We start from the raw sequence: 16,739 nt of genomic DNA, 5'->3' as shown, positions 1-16,739 counted from the left end.
TCCCGTCATCCTCGCGGCAGATCACGCACCCTCAGGCGCACATCAGGGCATCGAGGTAGCGTTCGGCGATCCGCGACTGCACCACTCGCCCGATCGGGCCGCCGATCCGCGTGAACCAACGACCCGGCCGGGAGAAGGCGACGACGTGCGCGATCACGAAATCGTCCGGAAGTCGCTCAACCCAGAACCGCTCCTCCCCGATCTCGGGATGCCCCGACAAGGTGCCGTACGCGAAGCCGCGTTCGGCCCCCGAATCGTTCGAGACCGAGTCGATCACCTCGATGACCCGGCACGCGGCGGAGATGCCCACCGGACCCAGCCCCAGACGCATCGTCACCACCGAGCCGACCGCGGCACGCGGGGTCGAGGCATCGACGCCCACTCCGGCACGACGATGCATGTCCCAGTTCAGGATTCGTCGCGCGGCCAGGTCGAAACATCCCTCGCCGGCACCGATCACACGCGAGCGGCGCAGATGGTGATAGCCCGCCGGTAGCTCTCCGGCGGTCGCACCGACCTCCTCGTAGGTGAGGTCCGACGGGTGCGGGGTCACCCGGCGCGCACCACCGCGGAGTCGAGGCCGGCGTCGCCGAGGACGGTGTCGGTGAACACCAGGGCCAGGTCGTCGAGGGAGGTGTTCAGCGACCGCGCGAGTGCAGCGATCGTGGCGAACGCGGGAGTCGGCATCCGGCCCGTCTCGATCTTGCGCAACGTCTCCGGAGAGATTCCGGCGCTGACGGCGACCTCACCGAGGGACCGGTCGGCGCGGAGTTCGCGCAGTCGTGCGCCCAGACGGCGGCCGGCGGCGATCTGTTCCGGGGTCAACGGGTTGCGGACCATGCACAGAGCCTAGCGGATCCGGTATACATATACCGATTGCTGGTATTTCTATACCAGTCCACTCATCCGATCGCGAAGGGAACGAGAATGGTCGAGCTGAAGTCGCCATCCGAGATAAGCGCCATGGGGGTGACCGGTGCGTTCATCGCGGACCTGCTCGCCGACCTCGCCGAACGAGCCGATGTCGGCGTCAACCTGCTCGAGCTCGAGCATCGCGCCCGTGACCTCATCGCCGAACGCGGCGCGCAGTCCTGCTACTGGGACTATTCCCCGTCCTTCGGCCGCGGCCCCTTCCGCAACGTCATCTGCCTCTCCGTGAACGACGCCGTGCTGCACGGGCTGCCCCACGACTACGTCCTGGCCGACGGCGATCTGCTGTCCATGGACATCGCGGTCTCGATCGACGGTTGGGTGGCCGACTCGGCCCGCAGCGTCATCGTCGGCACGCCCCGCCCCGAGGACCGGCGACTCGTACAGGCAACCGAGGAAGCGTTGGAAGCAGCCATCGACGCCGCCCGGCCCGACGCCCGGCTCGGCGACATCTCCGCGGCGATCGGGGCCGTCGCCAAGTCGTACGGATACCGCGTCAACACCGAGTTCGGCGGCCACGGACTCGGCCGCACGATGCACGAGGACCCGCATGTCGCGAACATCGGCAAGGCCGGTCGCGGAATGAAACTGCAGCCCGGGTTGACGCTGGCGCTCGAGCCCTGGTTCACGCTCGGCTCCGAGCGGGTCAAGTTCGACGCCGACGGCTGGACGATCCGATCGTTCGACGGCTCTCGCGGCGCGCACAGCGAACACACCATCGCGATCACCGACGGCGCGGCGCGCGTGTTGACGTCTCCGAATGGGCGGTCGCCGGGCGTCTGACCCATACAATCGACGCCATGCCAGCCGCCGGGTCCGACCCCTCCAGCTCCGACGGCCCCGAAGCGTTCAACGGCCCCAAAGCGATCAACGGCCCCAAAGCGATCAACGGCTCCGGCGTTCTGCGGGTCGAGGTCCTCAGCGTCGTCTTCCAGGTCCGCACTCCGCCCGCTGCCGACGGCTCCGACGTCCGCCCCGCGCTCTGCGTCCTGCTCTCTCGAGCCGGTACCGACGCCGAGCCCGGCCGGTGGTCTCTTCCGGGCGGCGACGTCGCCGGTGACGAGAAGTTGTCGGTCGTCGCTCGACGCCTCGTCGCCGACAAGATGGACGTCCGCGACATCGCCCACCTCGAACAGCTGTCGGTCTTCTCCGATCCCGGACGCGTTCCCGGCATCCGCACGATCGCCTCGACGTACATGGGCCTCGTCCGCTCGGACAGCCCGGTGACCCTTCCCGACGGCGCGGCCTGGTTCGACGTGGACGCACTGCCCCCGGTGGCCTTCGACCACGCCGAGATCATCGACACCGCCCGGCACCGGCTGGCCGCCAAGCTCTCCTACACCAACATCGCCTTCGCGCTGGCACCGAAGCAGTTCCCGATGTCGGAGCTGTCGGAGATCTATTGCGCCGCACTCGGCTACGCGGTGGACACGACGAACCTGCTACGCATCCTGAGTCGACGCGCCGTGGTGGTGTCGACCGGCACCGTCGGCAAGACCGGGCGATCCGGCGGGCGGCCGCCGGCGCTCTATGCCTTCGCCGACAACGAGTTACGCGTCACGGATGAGTTCGCGACACTGCGTCCACCGATGTGACCTCGGACCCTGACGGATCGTCACCGGCACGGTGATCGACATCGAGATCGCCGACGCCGAGGTCCGCCGTGCGTGAGGACAACGCACAGACCAGGTAGACCATCGCGAAGGCGAACGGCGCGCAGATGAGCAGGGTCCAGGGTGCACTGTGTCCGGCGCGCGTACCGCCATCGAGCCAGAGTTCGGGCACCACGCGGTACACCGAATCGAGCGGGAGCCCGGCGATGTCGTCGTCGAATCGCAGGCCGGCCAACCACATTCCGACCTGCGCACCGATCGCGGACCCGGCCACCGTACCGAGCGCAGGGACCAGGAATCCGGTGACGCCGCGCCACGGCCGTGCCGCCGCCCATGCGACGAGTGCGGCGATGCCGCCGTAGGCGAACATGATCAGCGCGAAGGCGCCGACACCGTCGAATCCGGTCGGGATGTCCTCACGGGTCAGGCCCTTGACGACGACGCCGGTCGTGGGCGGTGTCACCAGCGCCCAGATCGCGCCGGCGACCGCGCCGAGCACGATCACCGCCGCGGTCGCGGTGAGCAGGGTCGCCACCGACCGGGCGGCACGCCGCCCGGACACCGGACCGCTCACCGACGCCCCAGTTCGGCCGAGTCGACCGTCCCGTGGCGGGAGCACCTGGCGCTCCAGCCGTCGGGTCGGACCTGCACGACCATGCGGCGCCCGCACTGTCCGCAGAAGCGCGGAGGTTCAAGCCCCAGACGCGCGGCCGGCGGGATGGCGTCGGGTGCCTGCAGTTCCAGTTCGAGGCCCGTGTACACGCCGTACCTGCACGGTTCGGCGAGCGGCCCCGGGACGGTGTCGATCATGAGAGAACACGCTACCGATCGTCGCGAGGATGTAGGAGAGGACGAGCGTCGATCGTGTCCCTCAGATGGTGTCGTTGAGTGACTTGATCGGCATCGACAGGTCGCTGAGCAGGTCGAGGTCGTCCTCCGCGGGCCGGCCGAGCGTCGTCAGGTAGTTGCCGACGATGACCGCGTTGATGCCGCCGAGGATGCCCTGCTTGGCGCCGAGGTCGCCCAGGGTGATCTCGCGGCCGCCGGCGAAACGCAGGATCGTGCGCGGCAGCGCGAGGCGGAAGGCGGCCACCGACTTCAGCGCCTCGGACGCGGGCAGCACGTCGAGGTCACCGAAGGGCGTACCCGGACGCGGGTTGAGGAAGTTCAGCGGGACCTCGTCGGGCTCGAGTGCGGCCAGGTCGGCGGCGAATTCGGCGCGCTGCTCGAGGCTCTCACCCATGCCGAGGATGCCGCCGCAGCACACCTCCATGCCGGCCTCGCGGACCATGCGCAGCGTGTCCCAGCGCTCCTCCCACGTGTGGGTGGTGACGACGTTCGGGAAGTGGCTGCGCGCCGTCTCGAGGTTGTGGTTGTAGCGGTGCACGCCCATGTCGCGGAGCTGGTCGACCTGTTCCTGCGTGAGCATGCCGAGGCTGCAGGCGATCTGGATGTCGACCTCGTTGCGGATGGCCTCGATGCCGGCGGCGACCTGGCTCAGCAGACGCTTGTCGGGTCCGCGGACGGCGGCGACGATGCAGAACTCGGTGGCACCGGTCTTGGCGGTCTGCTTGGCGGCCTCCACCAGCGACGGGATGTCGATCCAGGCACTGCGCACCGGCGAGGCGAACAGACCCGACTGCGAACAGAAATGGCAGTCCTCGGGGCAGCCACCGGTCTTCAGCGAGATGATGCCCTCGACCTCGACCTCCGGGCCGCACCACTTCATGCGCACGTCGTGGGCGAGCTGCAGCAACTCGGTCAACCGGTCGTCGTCCAGGCGCAGCACCGCCAGGACCTGGTCGCGGTCGAGCGGTTCACCGCGCTCGAGCACCTGCTCGCGGGCGATGGCGAGGATGTCGTCGGACGTCTGTGCGTCGCGGGCGGTGTCGACGGTTGCCTGTGTCACGGGCTGAACTCCTTGTACTGGAACTGATTACGCGGGCTGGAAAAAAGACGGTCTATGAGGTCCCGGCGAGCGATGCCGGATGGTCGGCGAGGGAGCCGGCGAGCCAGTCGGGGTCGAACCAGGTCGGCGCGGTCCGGCGGAACCGGGCGGGATCGAGGGCGGCGGCACCCGCGGGCAGCACGCCGATCACCGGGACGCGGGTGATCCGCGGCAGGTCTGATCGGTTGCAGCGCATGGCGAGGTCGGGGTCCGGCGGCCACCACCCGATGACGAGTCCGGCGGGCCGGAGGCCTCGAGCGCGAACGGCGTTCACGGTCAGCTCGGCATGGTTGAGCGCACCGAGGCCCGGTGCGACGACGATGACGACGCCGTCGTACGTCCCGGGTGCCAGTGTCGCTGCGGCGACGTCGAGGATCGTGGCGGACTCCCCCAGTCGCACCAGCACACCGCCGGCGCCTTCGACGAGGGTCAGGTCATGGTTGGCCGCGAGGTCGTCGACCGCCCGCACGATGACGTCAGGATCGGCGAGCGGCATCTCCGCGCGTCGCGCCGCGGTGTCCGGGGCGAGCGGTTCGGGATAGCGGTAGGACTCGACCGTGGTCACTTTCCCGGCGAGGCGCGTGACCTCGGCGAGGTCGCCGGGTTCGCCTGGTGCGACGCCGGTTTGGACGGGTTTGCAGACGGCGACTCGGGTCACCGGCCCTTCGAGGCTCGGCGCTAGCGCTCCTCGCACCTCAGGGAGCAGGAAGGCGGCGGCGAGGGCCGCCGTCGCGACCGTCTTGCCGACGTCGGTCGAGGTGCCGGTGACGGCGAGAACGCGTCCGCGTGCCGGTGATGGTGTCGGCGCGCTCATCGTGCACCCACCTCATGCAGTGCGGCGTCGACGACCTCGGCGACGTGGTCGAGGGTCGCGGCATCGAGGTCGGCGCGCACCGTGATGCGCAGCCGGGAGGTGCCCGGCGGGACCGATGGCGGGCGAAAACACCCGACGAGCACTCCGCGGTCACGGCAGGCCGCAGCCGCGTCGACGGCGCGTTGCGGGTCGCCGACGATGATCGAGATCACCGCTGCCGCGGGTTCGTCGACGCCGCATGCGCGGGCCAGGCGACGGGCGTTGCCGCGCAATCGGTCCGGTAGCGCGGGATCGGAACGCAGGACCCGCAGTGCGGCCCGCGCCGCGCCGACCGCCGCCGGATTCAGTCCGGTGTCGAAGATGAACGGACGCGCACAGTCGATCAGGTGTGACCGTAGGATCTCCGGCCCGAGGACCACTCCGCCCTGCGATCCGAACGACTTGGACAGCACGGTGGTGACCACGAGGTCCGGCGCGCCGGAAAGTCCTTGTTCGGCAACGAGTCCACGCCCGCCGGGACCACGGACACCGACGGCGTGGGCCTCGTCGACGAGCAGCACCGCACCGTGCGCGCGAGCAGCCGCATACAGATCGGCGACGGGGGCCGGTTCGCCGTCGATGCTGTACACCGAGTCGGTGACGACGAGTGCGCGTTCCTCGGTGCGCTCGGCGAGGGCGGCCCGCACGGCCTCATGATCCCCACGATCCACCACGACGACCCGTGCCCGTGACAGCCGGCACCCGTCGATCAGCGACGCGTGCGAACCGGTGTCACTCACGATGAGATCGCCGGAGTCATCCGGCCCGCTCGCTCTGCTCCCGGCGCCGCGCCCAGCGAGTGCGGTGACCGCGCCGACATTGGCCAGATAGCCGGAGGAAAAGACAAGTGCGGCAGGGAAACCGAGGAAGTCGGCGAGTTCCGTCTCGAGGTCGACGTGCGCCTGCGTGGTGCCGACGACCAGCCTCGACGCCGTCGATCCGCCACCCCACTGGGCGGCCGCGGCCCGCGCGCCGGCGACGACGTCGGGGTGCGTCGACAGACCGAGGTAGTCGTTGGAGCCCAGATTGATCGCGTCGGCACCGACTCGACGGACGTGCGGCTCGCGATGCAGCCCGGCGGCGGCGCGGTCGCGTGCGGCCCCGGCAAGCCAGGCGAGTCCGACCTCGCCCGAAGCCACCCCACCCGAGGCGATGTCGTCGGCCTGGCCGGCCGCGGGCTGTCCCGAGGTGATGGTCATGACCGTGCTCCCACGAGTTCGGCGGTCGTCGAGTTCTGGTCGCCGAGGGTCGCCCGCACCGCGGCCGTGATACCGCCAACGATCGTCGAGATGTCGTCGGGCGTGGAGATGAACGGCGGCATCGTGTAGACGAGGTTGCGGAAGGGCCGCAGCCACGCACCGGCGTCGACGGCGGCCGCGGTGGCCGCGGACATGTCGACGGGACGGTCGAGTTCGACGACCCCGATCGCGCCGTGGACCCGGACGTCGACGACGCCGTCGAGCTCCCGCAGTGGCGCCAGGCCGTCGGAGAGACCTCTCTCGATCGCCGCCACGCGTTCGGCCCAGGGCGTCTCCAGCAACAACTCGATGGCGGCGACCGCCACCGCGCACGCGAGCGGGTTGGCCATGAAGGTCGGGCCGTGGGCGAGTCCGCCGGCCTCGCCCGCACTGATGACCTCGGCGAGGTGTGCGGTACAGAGTGTGGCGGCAAGCGTCATGTACCCGCCCGTCAGCGCCTTGCCGACGCACATGATGTCGGGGGCGACGTCCGCGGCGTCGGCGGCGAAGAGCATCCCGGTCCGACCGAAACCGGTGGCGATCTCGTCGAAGATCAGCAGGACGCCGTGGCGGTCGCAGATGTCGCGCAGGGCGGACAGATATGCCGGGTCGTGGAAGCGCATGCCGCCGGCGCCCTGGACGACCGGTTCGACGATGACGGCGGCGAGCTCGTCGCGGTGCTCGCGGATCGAGGCCTCCAGGGTGGCGACGTACTCGGGTCGATACTCGGCGGGCGGAGCGTCGACGAAAACCTGTCGCGTGAGGACCGCCGACCACATCGAGTGCATGCCGCCCTCGGGGTCGCAGACGCTCATCGGCGTGAAGGTGTCGCCGTGGTAACCACCACGCCAGGTCAGCAGGCGCGTGCGCTGCGACTGTCCGCGGCTGCGCCAGTACTGCAGCGCCATCTTCACCGCGACCTCCACCGAGACCGAGCCCGAGTCGCAGAAGAACACCTTCTGCAGCGGTTCGGGGGTGAGCTCGACGAGGAGTTGTGCGAGCCGGGCGGCGGGTTCGTGGGTGAGACCGCCGAACATCACGTGCGACATCCGTCCCATCTGAACCGCGGCCGCGGCATCGAGGCGCGGGTGCCGGTAGCCGTGGATCGCCGCCCACCAGGAACTCATGCCGTCGACGACCGAGCGCCCGTCGGCGAGTTCGAGGTGAACTCCCGACGCCGACGACACCACCAGGGGTTCGGTCGTCGCGGGCAACGCCCCGTAGGGATGCCAGATGTGCTCCGCGTCGACACGGCTGATCTCGCCCTGGTCCACGGCGCGCTCCTCCTTCTTCTACCCCGGGGATCACCTGGACACCGTCCAGGATTCCTGAACACCGTACAGGGACGCCTGGACGGTGTACAGGCGGCTCGCGCGGGCCGGCGTCGGACCGGTGACTACGCTGACCGCGTGAGCAACAGCCGGACCGACGTCCTCCGCGCGGCCCGCGACATCCTGCGCGAGCACAGCCTGGCCGATCTGTCGATGCGCCGGCTCGCCACCGAGCTCGGGGTGCGTCCCAACGCCCTGTACTGGCATTTCCCCAACAAACAGACCCTGTTGGCCGCACTTGCCGACGACATCCTGGGTGCCGTCTCGATTCCGGCCACCGACCTGGCGTGGGACGAGCGGCTACGTCTGCTCGCCACCGGGATGCGTGCCGCCCTGCTCGATGTGCCCGACAGTGCCGAGGTCGTGTCGTCGAGTTGGGCGAGCGGCCTGTCCACGAAGGCGATCACCGCCGACATCGTCTCGGCCGGGCATGCCGGCGGGTTGTCGCTGCGTGACGCGGAGGCCGTCAGCACTGCGGTCTGTCAGCTCGTCATCGGTCTGACCATCGAGGAACAGACCCGCGCGCAGATGGAACGCCTCGGCGTCACCGGACCGTCGGGCCGGGACTTCGACGGCGAATTCGTGGACGGGTTGACGATCATCCTCGACGGGGCACGCACCCGTGCGCGTCGGTGAGATCCCCCGACTCGTGACCGACTCCACCAGCCGTCGTGGGCGGTGCGAATCGAGAAATCACAGGTTCGACGGGTAGATTGCTACGCGGCCGAACCGCCCGTCCCCGACCCGAAAGACTTCCCTGTGGCATCGACGACTCGAGTAGTGGCGCCGGAGTCGGCCCCCTCGACGCCGACGACCCCTGCCTACCGCACCGACCTCGACGGTCTGCGCGGTATCGCGATCACCCTCGTGGCCTGTTTTCACGTGTGGTTCGGCAAGGTCTCCGGCGGCGTCGACGTCTTCCTCACCCTGTCGGGGTACTTCTTTCTCGGTTCGCTCCTGCGGCATGCGATCTACGCCCAGAAGCCGAACGTCACCTTCCGCGACACCCTGAACCCGTGGCCGCGGCTGAAGCGACTGCTGAAGCGACTACTGCCCGCGCTGGTCACCGTGCTCCTGGCCGTCACGGTCCTCACCGTCGTGATCCTGCCGCAGACGCGCTGGGCCAACATCGGGCAGGAGGTCGTCGCGAGCGCGCTGTACTACCAGAACTGGTATCTCGCGTTGAATTCGCAGGACTACCTGGCCGCGAGTTCGGCGAACAGCCCGCTGCAGCACATCTGGTCCATGTCGATGCAGGGACAGTTCTTCGTCCTGACCCTGCTCGTCGCGCTGGCCTTCGCCGGGTTCCTGAAAGTCGCCGCCCGGCTCGCGCGTCCGTTCGCCGACCCTCGCGTCATCAAGTTCCTCGTCGGCGCCGCGGTGTTCGTGGTCGCGCTGGGGTCGTTCTACTGGGCACATCGTGGGATGGCCATCAACCAGCCGTACAACTACTACTCCACGATCTCGCGGCTCTGGGAGCCGCTCGCCGGCGGCCTGCTGGCGATCTGGCTGCCGAGTCTGCGGGTGCCGAACTGGGTGCGCAACGCCGCGACCGTCGTGGCCCTGGCACTGATCATCAGCTGCGGCTTCTGGATCGACGGCGTCAACGAGTACCCGGGTCCGATGGCGCTGGTCCCGGTCGGCGCGACGCTGCTCATCATCTGGGCCGGCGCGACCGCGCTGCAGAAGCCGGCGCGAGGCGGTCACGCGGCGCCGGACACGATGCCCGCGGTCAACCGGATGCTGGCGAGCACGTGGCCGGTGTGGCTGGGAACCATCGCGTACGCGCTGTACCTGTGGCACTGGCCGTTGCTGATCTTCTATCTCACCTGGCGTGACAAGAACCACGCGAACTTCCTCGAGGGCGTCGGGATTCTCGGGTTCTCGATCGGTGTGGCCTGGCTCACGAAACGCTACATCGAGGACCCGCTCCGCGGCGGTGACCGGTCGGCCCTCACTCGAGGCACCCGCGACGGCCGGTCGCGCCGGCTCTCCTACACGTCGGTGGTGACCTCGATCCTGCTGCTCGGCACCGTGGTGGCCGGCGTCGGTATCAAGCTGTGGGAGAACCACGTCGACAACATCGTCGTCGACACCAAGAATCTCGACCCGCGGTCGTACCCGGGTGCGCGCGCACTCCTCGACGGGTGGCCCGTCCCCGCGCTCGACCCGCAGCCGTCGGCCCTGGAGGTGATCCAGGACTTCCCGGAGACCTCGACCGACGGGTACATGAGCGACTTCACCGACAACGAGATCCACGTCGGCGTCTACGGCGACCCGAACGCGACCCGCACGATCGCTCTGGCCGGCGGTTCCCACGCGGAGATGTGGATCTCCGCGCTCGACACCCTCGGCAAGCGCAACGGGTTCAAGGTCAAGACCTACCTGAAGATGGGTTGCCCGCTGTCGACCAACAAGATCCCCAAGCAACGCGGCGTCCCCTATCCCGAGTGCTACGACTGGGGCCAGCGGGTCATCGACCGGGTGATCTCCGAGAAACCAGACGCCGTCTTCACCAATTCGACGCGTCCGCGCGACTACCAGCCCGGCGACTGGGTGCCGCCGGACTACCCCCCGATCTTCGATCGCTTTCTCGACGCCGGCATCCCGGTGCTCGGCATGCGGGACACCCCGTGGCCGAAGAACGGCAAGGGCACCATCGACACCCCGATCTGCCTCGCCGACGGCGGCGACGCGGAGAGCTGTGGTTCGCGGCGCGCTGCCGTCCTCGCTCCCGAGGACCCGGCGCGCGAACTCGCCGCCACCCGCCGAGACTTCCACCCGCTGGACATGTCGAACGGCATCTGCACCGACGACTTCTGCCCGGCGATCGTCGGCAACATCACCGTGTACAAGGATCCCCATCACCTCTCGGCGACGTATGTCCGGAGTCTCACCGACGAGCTCGGCCGGCAGATGGAGGCCCAACTGCCGTGGACCGGCCCACTGGTTCCATGACCTGCGTCTTCCGCATCGCGGCCCACCCGCGGCCACGCGGACGACGGACGTGACCGCTTTGCCGGATGATGCCCTGTCCGAGATGACCGCCTGACGCAACACGACTAGTGTCGACCCATGACGTCGTCTCCGAAGGTGGGCACTACTGCTTCGCCAACCACGGGTGAACACCCGGACCCGAGCACGACCGACACCCCGCCGGTCCCCATGCCGGAGGATCCGGTTCAGGCCGACGCGCTCGTCGAACCCGAACCCGCGCCGATCCCCGTCTGGCCGGGCACCCCGTACCCGCTCGGCGCAACCTACGACGGTGCGGGGACGAACTTCTCGTTGTTCTCCGAGGTCGCCGAAGCCGTCGAGCTGTGCCTCATCGACCGCGAGGGCAAGGAACGGCGCATCCGCCTCGAAGAGGTCGACGGCTATTGTTGGCACTGCTATCTGCCGAATGTGGTGCCCGGACAGTTCTACGGTTTCCGCGTCTACGGCCCCTACGATCCCGCCCGCGGCCTGCGGTGTGACCCGAGCAAACTCCTTCTCGACCCGTACGGCAAGGCTTTTCACGGCGACTTCGACGGCGACGCCTCGCTCTTCTCCTATCCCCTGCCGACGCCCGACGACACGGAGGAATCGCCCGAGGCGGCCGTCGAGGAGGCCGATTCGGAGTTCGATGACCAGGCGCCGGACGCGGACGCCACCGGAGCCGATGACACCGACACCGGGGACACCGGAGCAGAGGATTCGGGGGCCGAGAATGCGGGAACGGAGGATTCCGGCGCCGAGGATTCCGGCGCCGACGGCACACCGGACCCGGAAGCGACTGTGCTTGAACCACTTCCGGAGAACCAGCCCGCGCCCGAGAACCCGATGCCCGCGCTCGACTCGCTGGGACACACGATGGTCTCGGTGGTCATCAACCCGTACTTCGACTGGCAGAACGACCGGTCGCCCAACCGGCCCTATCACCAGACGGTCATCTACGAGGCCCACGTCAAGGGTATGACCGCCACCCATCCCGGGGTGCCCGAGCATCTCCGCGGCACCTACGCCGGCCTCTGCCACCCGGTGATCATCGACCACCTGAAGTCGTTGGGTGTCACCGCGATCGAACTGATGCCGGTCCACCAGTTCATGCAGGACTTCGTCCTCCGCGACAAGGGGCTGCGAAACTACTGGGGGTATAACACCTTCGGGTTCCTGGCACCACACATCGAGTACTCCTCGACTCCGGACCAGCCCGCCAGTGCGGTGACCGAGTTCAAGGCTATGGTACGGGAGTTCCACAACGCGGACATTGAGGTCATCCTCGATGTGGTCTACAACCACACCGCCGAGGGCAACCACCTCGGCCCGACGATCAGCTTCCGCGGCATCGACAACGCGGCCTACTACCGACTCGTCGACGACGACCCCGAGATGTACATGGACTACACGGGGACCGGGAACAGCCTCAACGGACGGCATCCGCACACGCTGCAGCTCATCATGGACTCCCTGCGCTACTGGATCCTGGAGATGCACGTCGACGGTTTCCGCTTCGACCTCGCCTCCACGCTGGCCCGCGAACTCCACGACGTCGACCGTCTGTCGGCGTTCTTCGATCTGGTGCAACAGGATCCGGTGGTGAGCCAGGTCAAGCTGATCGCCGAACCGTGGGACATCGGCGAAGGCGGCTATCAGGTCGGCAACTTCCCGCCGTTGTGGACCGAATGGAACGGGAAGTACCGCGACACCGTCCGCGACTACTGGCGCGGGGAGCCGTCCACGCTGGGCGAGTTCGCGTCCCGGCTCACCGGGTCGTCGGATCTCTACGAGGCGACCGGCCGACGACCGCTGGCGAGCATCAACTTCGTGATCGCCCACGACGGCTTCACGCTGCGCGACCTGGTGTCGTACAACGAGAAACACAACATGGCCAACGGCGAGGACAACCGCGACGGCGAAAGCCACAACCGGTCCTGGAACTGCGGCGTCGAGGGTCCGACCGACGACCCCGAGATCAACGCGCTGCGCGCCCGGCAGCAGCGCAACATCCTGGCGACCCTGTTCTTGTCGCAGGGCACACCGATGCTGGCCCACGGCGACGAGATCGGCCGCACCCAGCAGGGCAACAACAACGTGTACTGCCAGGACTCCGAATTGTCCTGGGTGGACTGGTCACTCGCCGAGGAGAACGCCGACCTGCTGGAGTTCACCCGCAAGGCCATCGCCCTGCGCACCGCACATCCGGTGTTCCGTCGACGCCGATTCTTCGGCGGCAAGCCGATCCGGTGGGGCGACCAGGCCCTCGACATCGCATGGCTCACCCCCGCCGGCGTGGAGATGACCAGTGCGGACTGGGACAGCGGATTCGGGAAGAGTCTCGCGGTGTTCCTCAACGGCAAGGGACTCGGCGAGAAGGACGAACGGGGCGAGTGGGTCGTCGACGACTCGTTCTTCATCTGCTTCAACGCCCACTACGAGCCCATCGACTTCCACCTCCCGCCGGAGCAGTACGGGCTGGAATGGTCCGGCGAACTCGACACCACTCACCCGGCCGGCGACTCGGATCTGACTGCGGCGTCCGGTGATTCGGTGACGGTCGGCGGCCGGTCCGTGCTCGTCCTGCGGAAGACGTCCTGACACGATGAGCACACGTCCGACGCCTCGGGCCACCTACCGCTTCCAACTCAACGCCGACTTCGGGTTCGCCGACGTCGCGAAGACGCTCGACCATCTCGTCGAGCTCGGGGTCAGTCACGTCTACCTCTCCCCCATCGGAACCGCCTCGGCCGGGTCGACCCACGGCTACGACTGGCTCCCGCCGCCGGCCGTGTCCGACCTCCTCGGCGGTGTCGACGGTCTGCGTGCGCTCCGCAGGGCCGCAACCGACCGCGGCCTCGGCCTCATCATCGACATCGTCCCCAACCACACCGGCGTGGCGGATGCGCTCGCCAACCCCTGGTTCGCTGACCTGTTGCGTCACGGCGTCCGTTCGCCCTACGCCTCGTTCTTCGACATCGACCTCAGCGACGACAACGGCGCCGGCGGCAAGATCGCACTCCCGGTCGTCGCCGCCGACGGTGACCTGAGTCCGCTCGAGATCGACGAGCAGGGCAACCTGCGCTACTACGACCACGCCTTCCCTGTGGCACCCGGCACCGAGAACGGCACGCCCGCGGAAATCCATGCGCGACAACACTACAAGCTCGTGCCGTGGAACAGCGGCCTGATCGGGTACCGCCGCTTCTTCACCGTCAACGAGCTCGCGGGCCTTCGGCAGGAGGACCCCGCGGTCTACGACGCCACGCACGAGTGGCTGCGCGAACTCCTCGCCGAGGACCTCATCGACGGTGTCCGCGTCGACCATCCGGACGGACTCTGGGACCCCCAGCAGTACCTCCACCGACTCCGCTCCGATGTCGGCGACGACCGACTGCTCTACATCGAGAAGATCCTCGCTCCGGACGAACCCCTCGAACCGACGCTCCCCGTCGAGGGCACCACCGGCTACGACCAGATGCGCGTCATCGACGCCCTGTTCGTCGCCCCGTCGGGCGTCGTCCAGCTCACCGAACTCAACGAGCACCTCACCGGTGACACCGGCGATGCGCAGTGGATGGCATCGGTGGAACACCAGCGCAAGCTGACGACTCTGCGCGAATCCTTCCCCACCGAACTCCGTCGACTCGTCCGCGCGATCACCCACTCCGACCCCGCCGCCGACGCCGACGCCATCGCCGAGGCGTGCGCCGAGCTGATCGCCTCCCTCGGCGTCTACCGGGCGGACTATCCGTCGCTACGGCCGCGACTGGAGATCACAGCCGTACGGATCGCGACCGAGAAGCCCTCGCTGACACGAGCGCTCGACACGATCGTGCGGGCGACACGCAGTCCGGGCGCGGCCACCTCACGCCTGGCGCAGACCTGCGGTGCGGTGACCGCGAAGAGCGTCGAGGACAGCCTTTTCTACCGCACCGCGCGCCTGGTGTCGGCGCAGGAGGTCGGCGGCGATCCGGCGAACCCGTCGGTGTCGCTCAACGCTTTCCACGACCACAACATCGATCGGTCCCGCCGCTGGCCGCTCGCGATGACCGCGACGTCGACCCACGACACCAAACGCGGTGAGGACGTCCGCGCTCGTATCGCCCTCCTCGCCCAGGTGCCCGAGCGGTGGTCCCTGCTCATCGAACGCGTCTGGCTGGGCACGGACGTCCCGGACAACCTGACGTGCTATTTCCTGCTGCAGAACATCTTCGGGGTGTGGCCGGCCGCCGGGTCCCGGCCCGGCGCAGAACCCGCCGACGGGGTGGTCACCGACGAGTTGCGTACCCGCATCGTCGATTACGCCCGCAAGGCTGCCCGTGAAGCCGGTCTTCGTACCACCTGGACCGAGGTCGACGAGGACTTCGAAGCCGCGATCGAACGGTGGATCACCCAGGTCACCACCGAACCGATCGCGAGCGCGGTCAGTGAACTCGTCGCCCGGACCGAATCCGCCTGGCGGCAGGAAAGCCTCGCGCGCAAGGCGATAGCTCTACTCGGTCCCGGCGTCCCGGACATCTATCAGGGCACCGAGTGGTGGGAGGACTCGCTTGTCGACCCCGACAACCGGCGGCCCGTGGACTTCGGTCGATCCCTGGATCACCCGAAGGCCGAGCTGGTACGGACCGCGCTCGGTGTCCGTGCCCGATACCAGGACGCGTTCGGCGCCACGAGCACCTATGACCGCCTTCCCGCCGACGGTCCGGCCTCCGACCGCACCGTCGCATTCACCCGCGGTTCCCGCGAGGTCGCCGAGGTCGTCGTGATCACCGCACGGTTCACGCACAGCCTCGACCCCGAGGCGGCGATCGACACCGTCATCGGACTGCCCTCGGGGGTGCGCTGGCGCGATGTCCGCACCGGGAAGGTCTACGACGAGACCGTCGACCTGGCCATGGCCAGGGCCGACCATTCGGTCGCGATCCTCGTCCGGGACTGAGTTCCCGCGCGGCTGGAGCGGAATCCGCGGTCGGTCAGCCGGCGGGGGCGGGCGCCGGCGCGGGACTCGGCGCAGGTGCGGGTGCCCCACCGGCCCCCGGCAACGACTGCGAGGGGTCGATCTGACCGCTCGGGCTACCGGGCGGACCGTCGACCTTCGAGACCAGCCACGTGCCGTCCTCCTTGCTCAGATCGAGCCGGAACACCATGAGACTGGTTCCCCCGGAGGGCAGTTTGACGCTGCGTCCGGTCACCTCCGCCATCACGACCGTCTTGGCGGTGTCGGTGTCCACGGTCTCGACCGCGACGACACTGATCTTCGACGAGACCTCGATCTTGAGCGACTCGACGTTCTGCTCGGTGTCCGCGCGCTCCTGCTCGAGACGCTGACGCAGCTCACCGGTCGACAGCGGACCGAGTAGTTCCTTGGAGTTGCCCGCATTGTCTGCGTTGAGGGTCGTCACCAGCTTGGTGACGAAATCCGCCGACGCGGTCTTTGCGTCGGCGAAGGCATTCGCCTCGCTCTGCAGCGTGTAGGTCCGCCAGCCGAGGAACACGCCGGCCACGATCAGCGCGACGATCGCCAACGCACCGAATGCGCGCTTGATCCCGCTCGCGGTGACCGTCAGCGAGAACTCCTTCTTGCCGGCGGCCGCGGGGCCGGGCTCGGGATCGGGCTCGCTGACCGCCGCTCCGGAACCGGTGCGACGAGCCGACTTTCCGCGCGGGGTCGTGGCAGCGTCCGTGGCCTGCCGCGCTGCGGTCGTCTTCTCCTCGGCTCCCGATCCTCCGGCGCCGAGTTCGTCTGTGCCGCTCTCCTCGCCGGTGGCGCTGTCCGCGGTCACGTCGGTGTTCTTGTCGAGATCTGGCTTCTCACGGTCTGTCATCTACAGGTCACGCAACTTGTCT

At 68.6% G+C, this 16,739-nt stretch carries 15 protein-coding genes; 6 read left to right on the top strand and 9 right to left on the bottom strand.

The window, feature by feature from the left end; genetic code table 11:
- Nucleotides 1-31 precede the first annotated feature (31 nt).
- Entirely contained in the window at nt 32-553 is a 522-nt protein-coding gene (locus BPODLACK_RS04000; protein WP_006438562.1) for a DUF1990 family protein, read from the bottom strand.
- Nucleotides 550-840, bottom strand: coding sequence for a helix-turn-helix domain-containing protein (locus BPODLACK_RS03995; protein WP_006438561.1), 291 nt, complete (start codon nt 838-840; stop codon nt 550-552). The genes BPODLACK_RS04000 and BPODLACK_RS03995 overlap by 4 nt, the downstream gene beginning before the upstream one ends.
- A gap of 87 nt (nt 841-927) precedes the next feature.
- Between BPODLACK_RS03995 and map the strand changes: the two genes are divergently transcribed.
- Nucleotides 928-1,713: a type I methionyl aminopeptidase gene (gene map, locus BPODLACK_RS03990; RefSeq protein ID WP_006438560.1), complete on the top strand. Its 786-nt coding sequence runs from the start codon at nt 928-930 to the stop codon at nt 1,711-1,713.
- Between the two features lie 17 nt (nt 1,714-1,730).
- Nucleotides 1,731-2,525: an NUDIX hydrolase gene (locus BPODLACK_RS03985; RefSeq protein WP_006438559.1), complete on the top strand. Its 795-nt coding sequence runs from the start codon at nt 1,731-1,733 to the stop codon at nt 2,523-2,525.
- Here the strand turns inward: BPODLACK_RS03985 and BPODLACK_RS03980 are convergent.
- The 6 genes from BPODLACK_RS03980 to BPODLACK_RS03955 form a co-directional block, all read right to left on the bottom strand.
- Entirely contained in the window at nt 2,488-3,117 is a 630-nt protein-coding gene (locus BPODLACK_RS03980; protein ID WP_006438558.1) for a DUF2567 domain-containing protein, read from the bottom strand. The two genes, BPODLACK_RS03985 and BPODLACK_RS03980, sit on opposite strands and share 38 nt — an antisense overlap.
- Nucleotides 3,114-3,353, bottom strand: a complete 240-nt coding sequence (bsaP, locus tag BPODLACK_RS03975) for a biotin synthase auxiliary protein BsaP (protein WP_006438557.1) — start codon at nt 3,351-3,353, stop codon at nt 3,114-3,116. Before bsaP ends, BPODLACK_RS03980 begins: the two co-directional genes overlap by 4 nt.
- Before the next feature lie 61 nt (nt 3,354-3,414).
- On the bottom strand, nt 3,415-4,452 hold the full coding sequence (bioB, locus tag BPODLACK_RS03970; RefSeq protein WP_006438556.1) for a biotin synthase BioB: 1,038 nt from the start codon (nt 4,450-4,452) through the stop codon (nt 3,415-3,417).
- A gap of 52 nt (nt 4,453-4,504) precedes the next feature.
- Complete coding sequence (bioD, locus tag BPODLACK_RS03965) at nt 4,505-5,305, bottom strand: dethiobiotin synthase (RefSeq protein ID WP_006438555.1); 801 nt, start codon at nt 5,303-5,305, stop codon at nt 4,505-4,507.
- The gene (locus BPODLACK_RS03960) at nt 5,302-6,543 is read right to left on the bottom strand and encodes an 8-amino-7-oxononanoate synthase (RefSeq protein WP_159404768.1); all 1,242 of its coding nucleotides are present in this window, start codon (nt 6,541-6,543) and stop codon (nt 5,302-5,304) included. The genes bioD and BPODLACK_RS03960 overlap by 4 nt, the downstream gene beginning before the upstream one ends.
- On the bottom strand, nt 6,540-7,856 hold the full coding sequence (locus tag BPODLACK_RS03955; protein ID WP_006438553.1) for an adenosylmethionine--8-amino-7-oxononanoate transaminase: 1,317 nt from the start codon (nt 7,854-7,856) through the stop codon (nt 6,540-6,542). Before BPODLACK_RS03955 ends, BPODLACK_RS03960 begins: the two co-directional genes overlap by 4 nt.
- 135 nt (nt 7,857-7,991) lie before the next feature.
- Here BPODLACK_RS03955 and BPODLACK_RS03950 point away from each other — a divergent pair, with 135 nt between their 5' ends.
- The 4 genes from BPODLACK_RS03950 (at nt 7,992) to treY (ending at nt 15,831) form a co-directional block, all read left to right on the top strand.
- Complete coding sequence (locus tag BPODLACK_RS03950; RefSeq protein WP_006438552.1) at nt 7,992-8,549, top strand: TetR family transcriptional regulator; 558 nt, start codon at nt 7,992-7,994, stop codon at nt 8,547-8,549.
- Between the two features lie 144 nt (nt 8,550-8,693).
- Entirely contained in the window at nt 8,694-10,871 is a 2,178-nt protein-coding gene (locus tag BPODLACK_RS03945; RefSeq protein ID WP_006438551.1) for an acyltransferase family protein, read from the top strand.
- Nucleotides 10,872-10,988: 117 nt separating this feature from the next.
- Nucleotides 10,989-13,490 carry a glycogen debranching protein GlgX gene (gene glgX / locus BPODLACK_RS03940; protein WP_006438550.1) on the top strand — a complete coding sequence of 834 codons (2,502 nt, stop codon included), beginning with the start codon at nt 10,989-10,991 and terminating at the stop codon, nt 13,488-13,490.
- Nucleotides 13,491-13,494: 4 nt separating this feature from the next.
- Nucleotides 13,495-15,831, top strand: a complete 2,337-nt coding sequence (treY, locus tag BPODLACK_RS03935; protein ID WP_006438549.1) for a malto-oligosyltrehalose synthase — start codon at nt 13,495-13,497, stop codon at nt 15,829-15,831.
- A 34-nt stretch (nt 15,832-15,865) separates the two neighbouring features.
- Here the strand turns inward: treY and BPODLACK_RS03930 are convergent, their stop codons facing one another.
- Entirely contained in the window at nt 15,866-16,717 is an 852-nt protein-coding gene (locus BPODLACK_RS03930; RefSeq protein ID WP_006438548.1) for a hypothetical protein, read from the bottom strand.
- Nucleotides 16,718-16,739: the final 22 nt, after the last annotated feature.

Origin of the sequence: Gordonia sp. YY1, from assembly GCF_009872315.1 — a bacterium.
GTDB lineage: Bacteria > Actinomycetota > Actinomycetes > Mycobacteriales > Mycobacteriaceae > Gordonia > Gordonia amicalis.
The sequence above is the reverse complement of the archived record's forward strand: the minus strand, read 5'-3'. Positions and strand labels throughout refer to the sequence as shown.

Coding starts and splice junctions, on each gene's coding strand:
- BPODLACK_RS03995 (WP_006438561.1), bottom strand. CDS start 840: ATGGTCCGCAACCCGTTGACCCCGGAACAGATCGCCGCCGGCCGCCGT.
- map (WP_006438560.1), top strand. CDS start 928: ATGGTCGAGCTGAAGTCGCCATCCGAGATAAGCGCCATGGGGGTGACC.
- BPODLACK_RS03985 (WP_006438559.1), top strand. CDS start 1,731: ATGCCAGCCGCCGGGTCCGACCCCTCCAGCTCCGACGGCCCCGAAGCG.
- bsaP (WP_006438557.1), bottom strand. CDS start 3,353: ATGATCGACACCGTCCCGGGGCCGCTCGCCGAACCGTGCAGGTACGGC.
- bioD (WP_006438555.1), bottom strand. CDS start 5,305: ATGAGCGCGCCGACACCATCACCGGCACGCGGACGCGTTCTCGCCGTC.
- BPODLACK_RS03960 (WP_159404768.1), bottom strand. CDS start 6,543: ATGACCATCACCTCGGGACAGCCCGCGGCCGGCCAGGCCGACGACATC.
- glgX (WP_006438550.1), top strand. CDS start 10,989: ATGACGTCGTCTCCGAAGGTGGGCACTACTGCTTCGCCAACCACGGGT.
- treY (WP_006438549.1), top strand. CDS start 13,495: ATGAGCACACGTCCGACGCCTCGGGCCACCTACCGCTTCCAACTCAAC.
- BPODLACK_RS03930 (WP_006438548.1), bottom strand. CDS start 16,717: ATGACAGACCGTGAGAAGCCAGATCTCGACAAGAACACCGACGTGACC.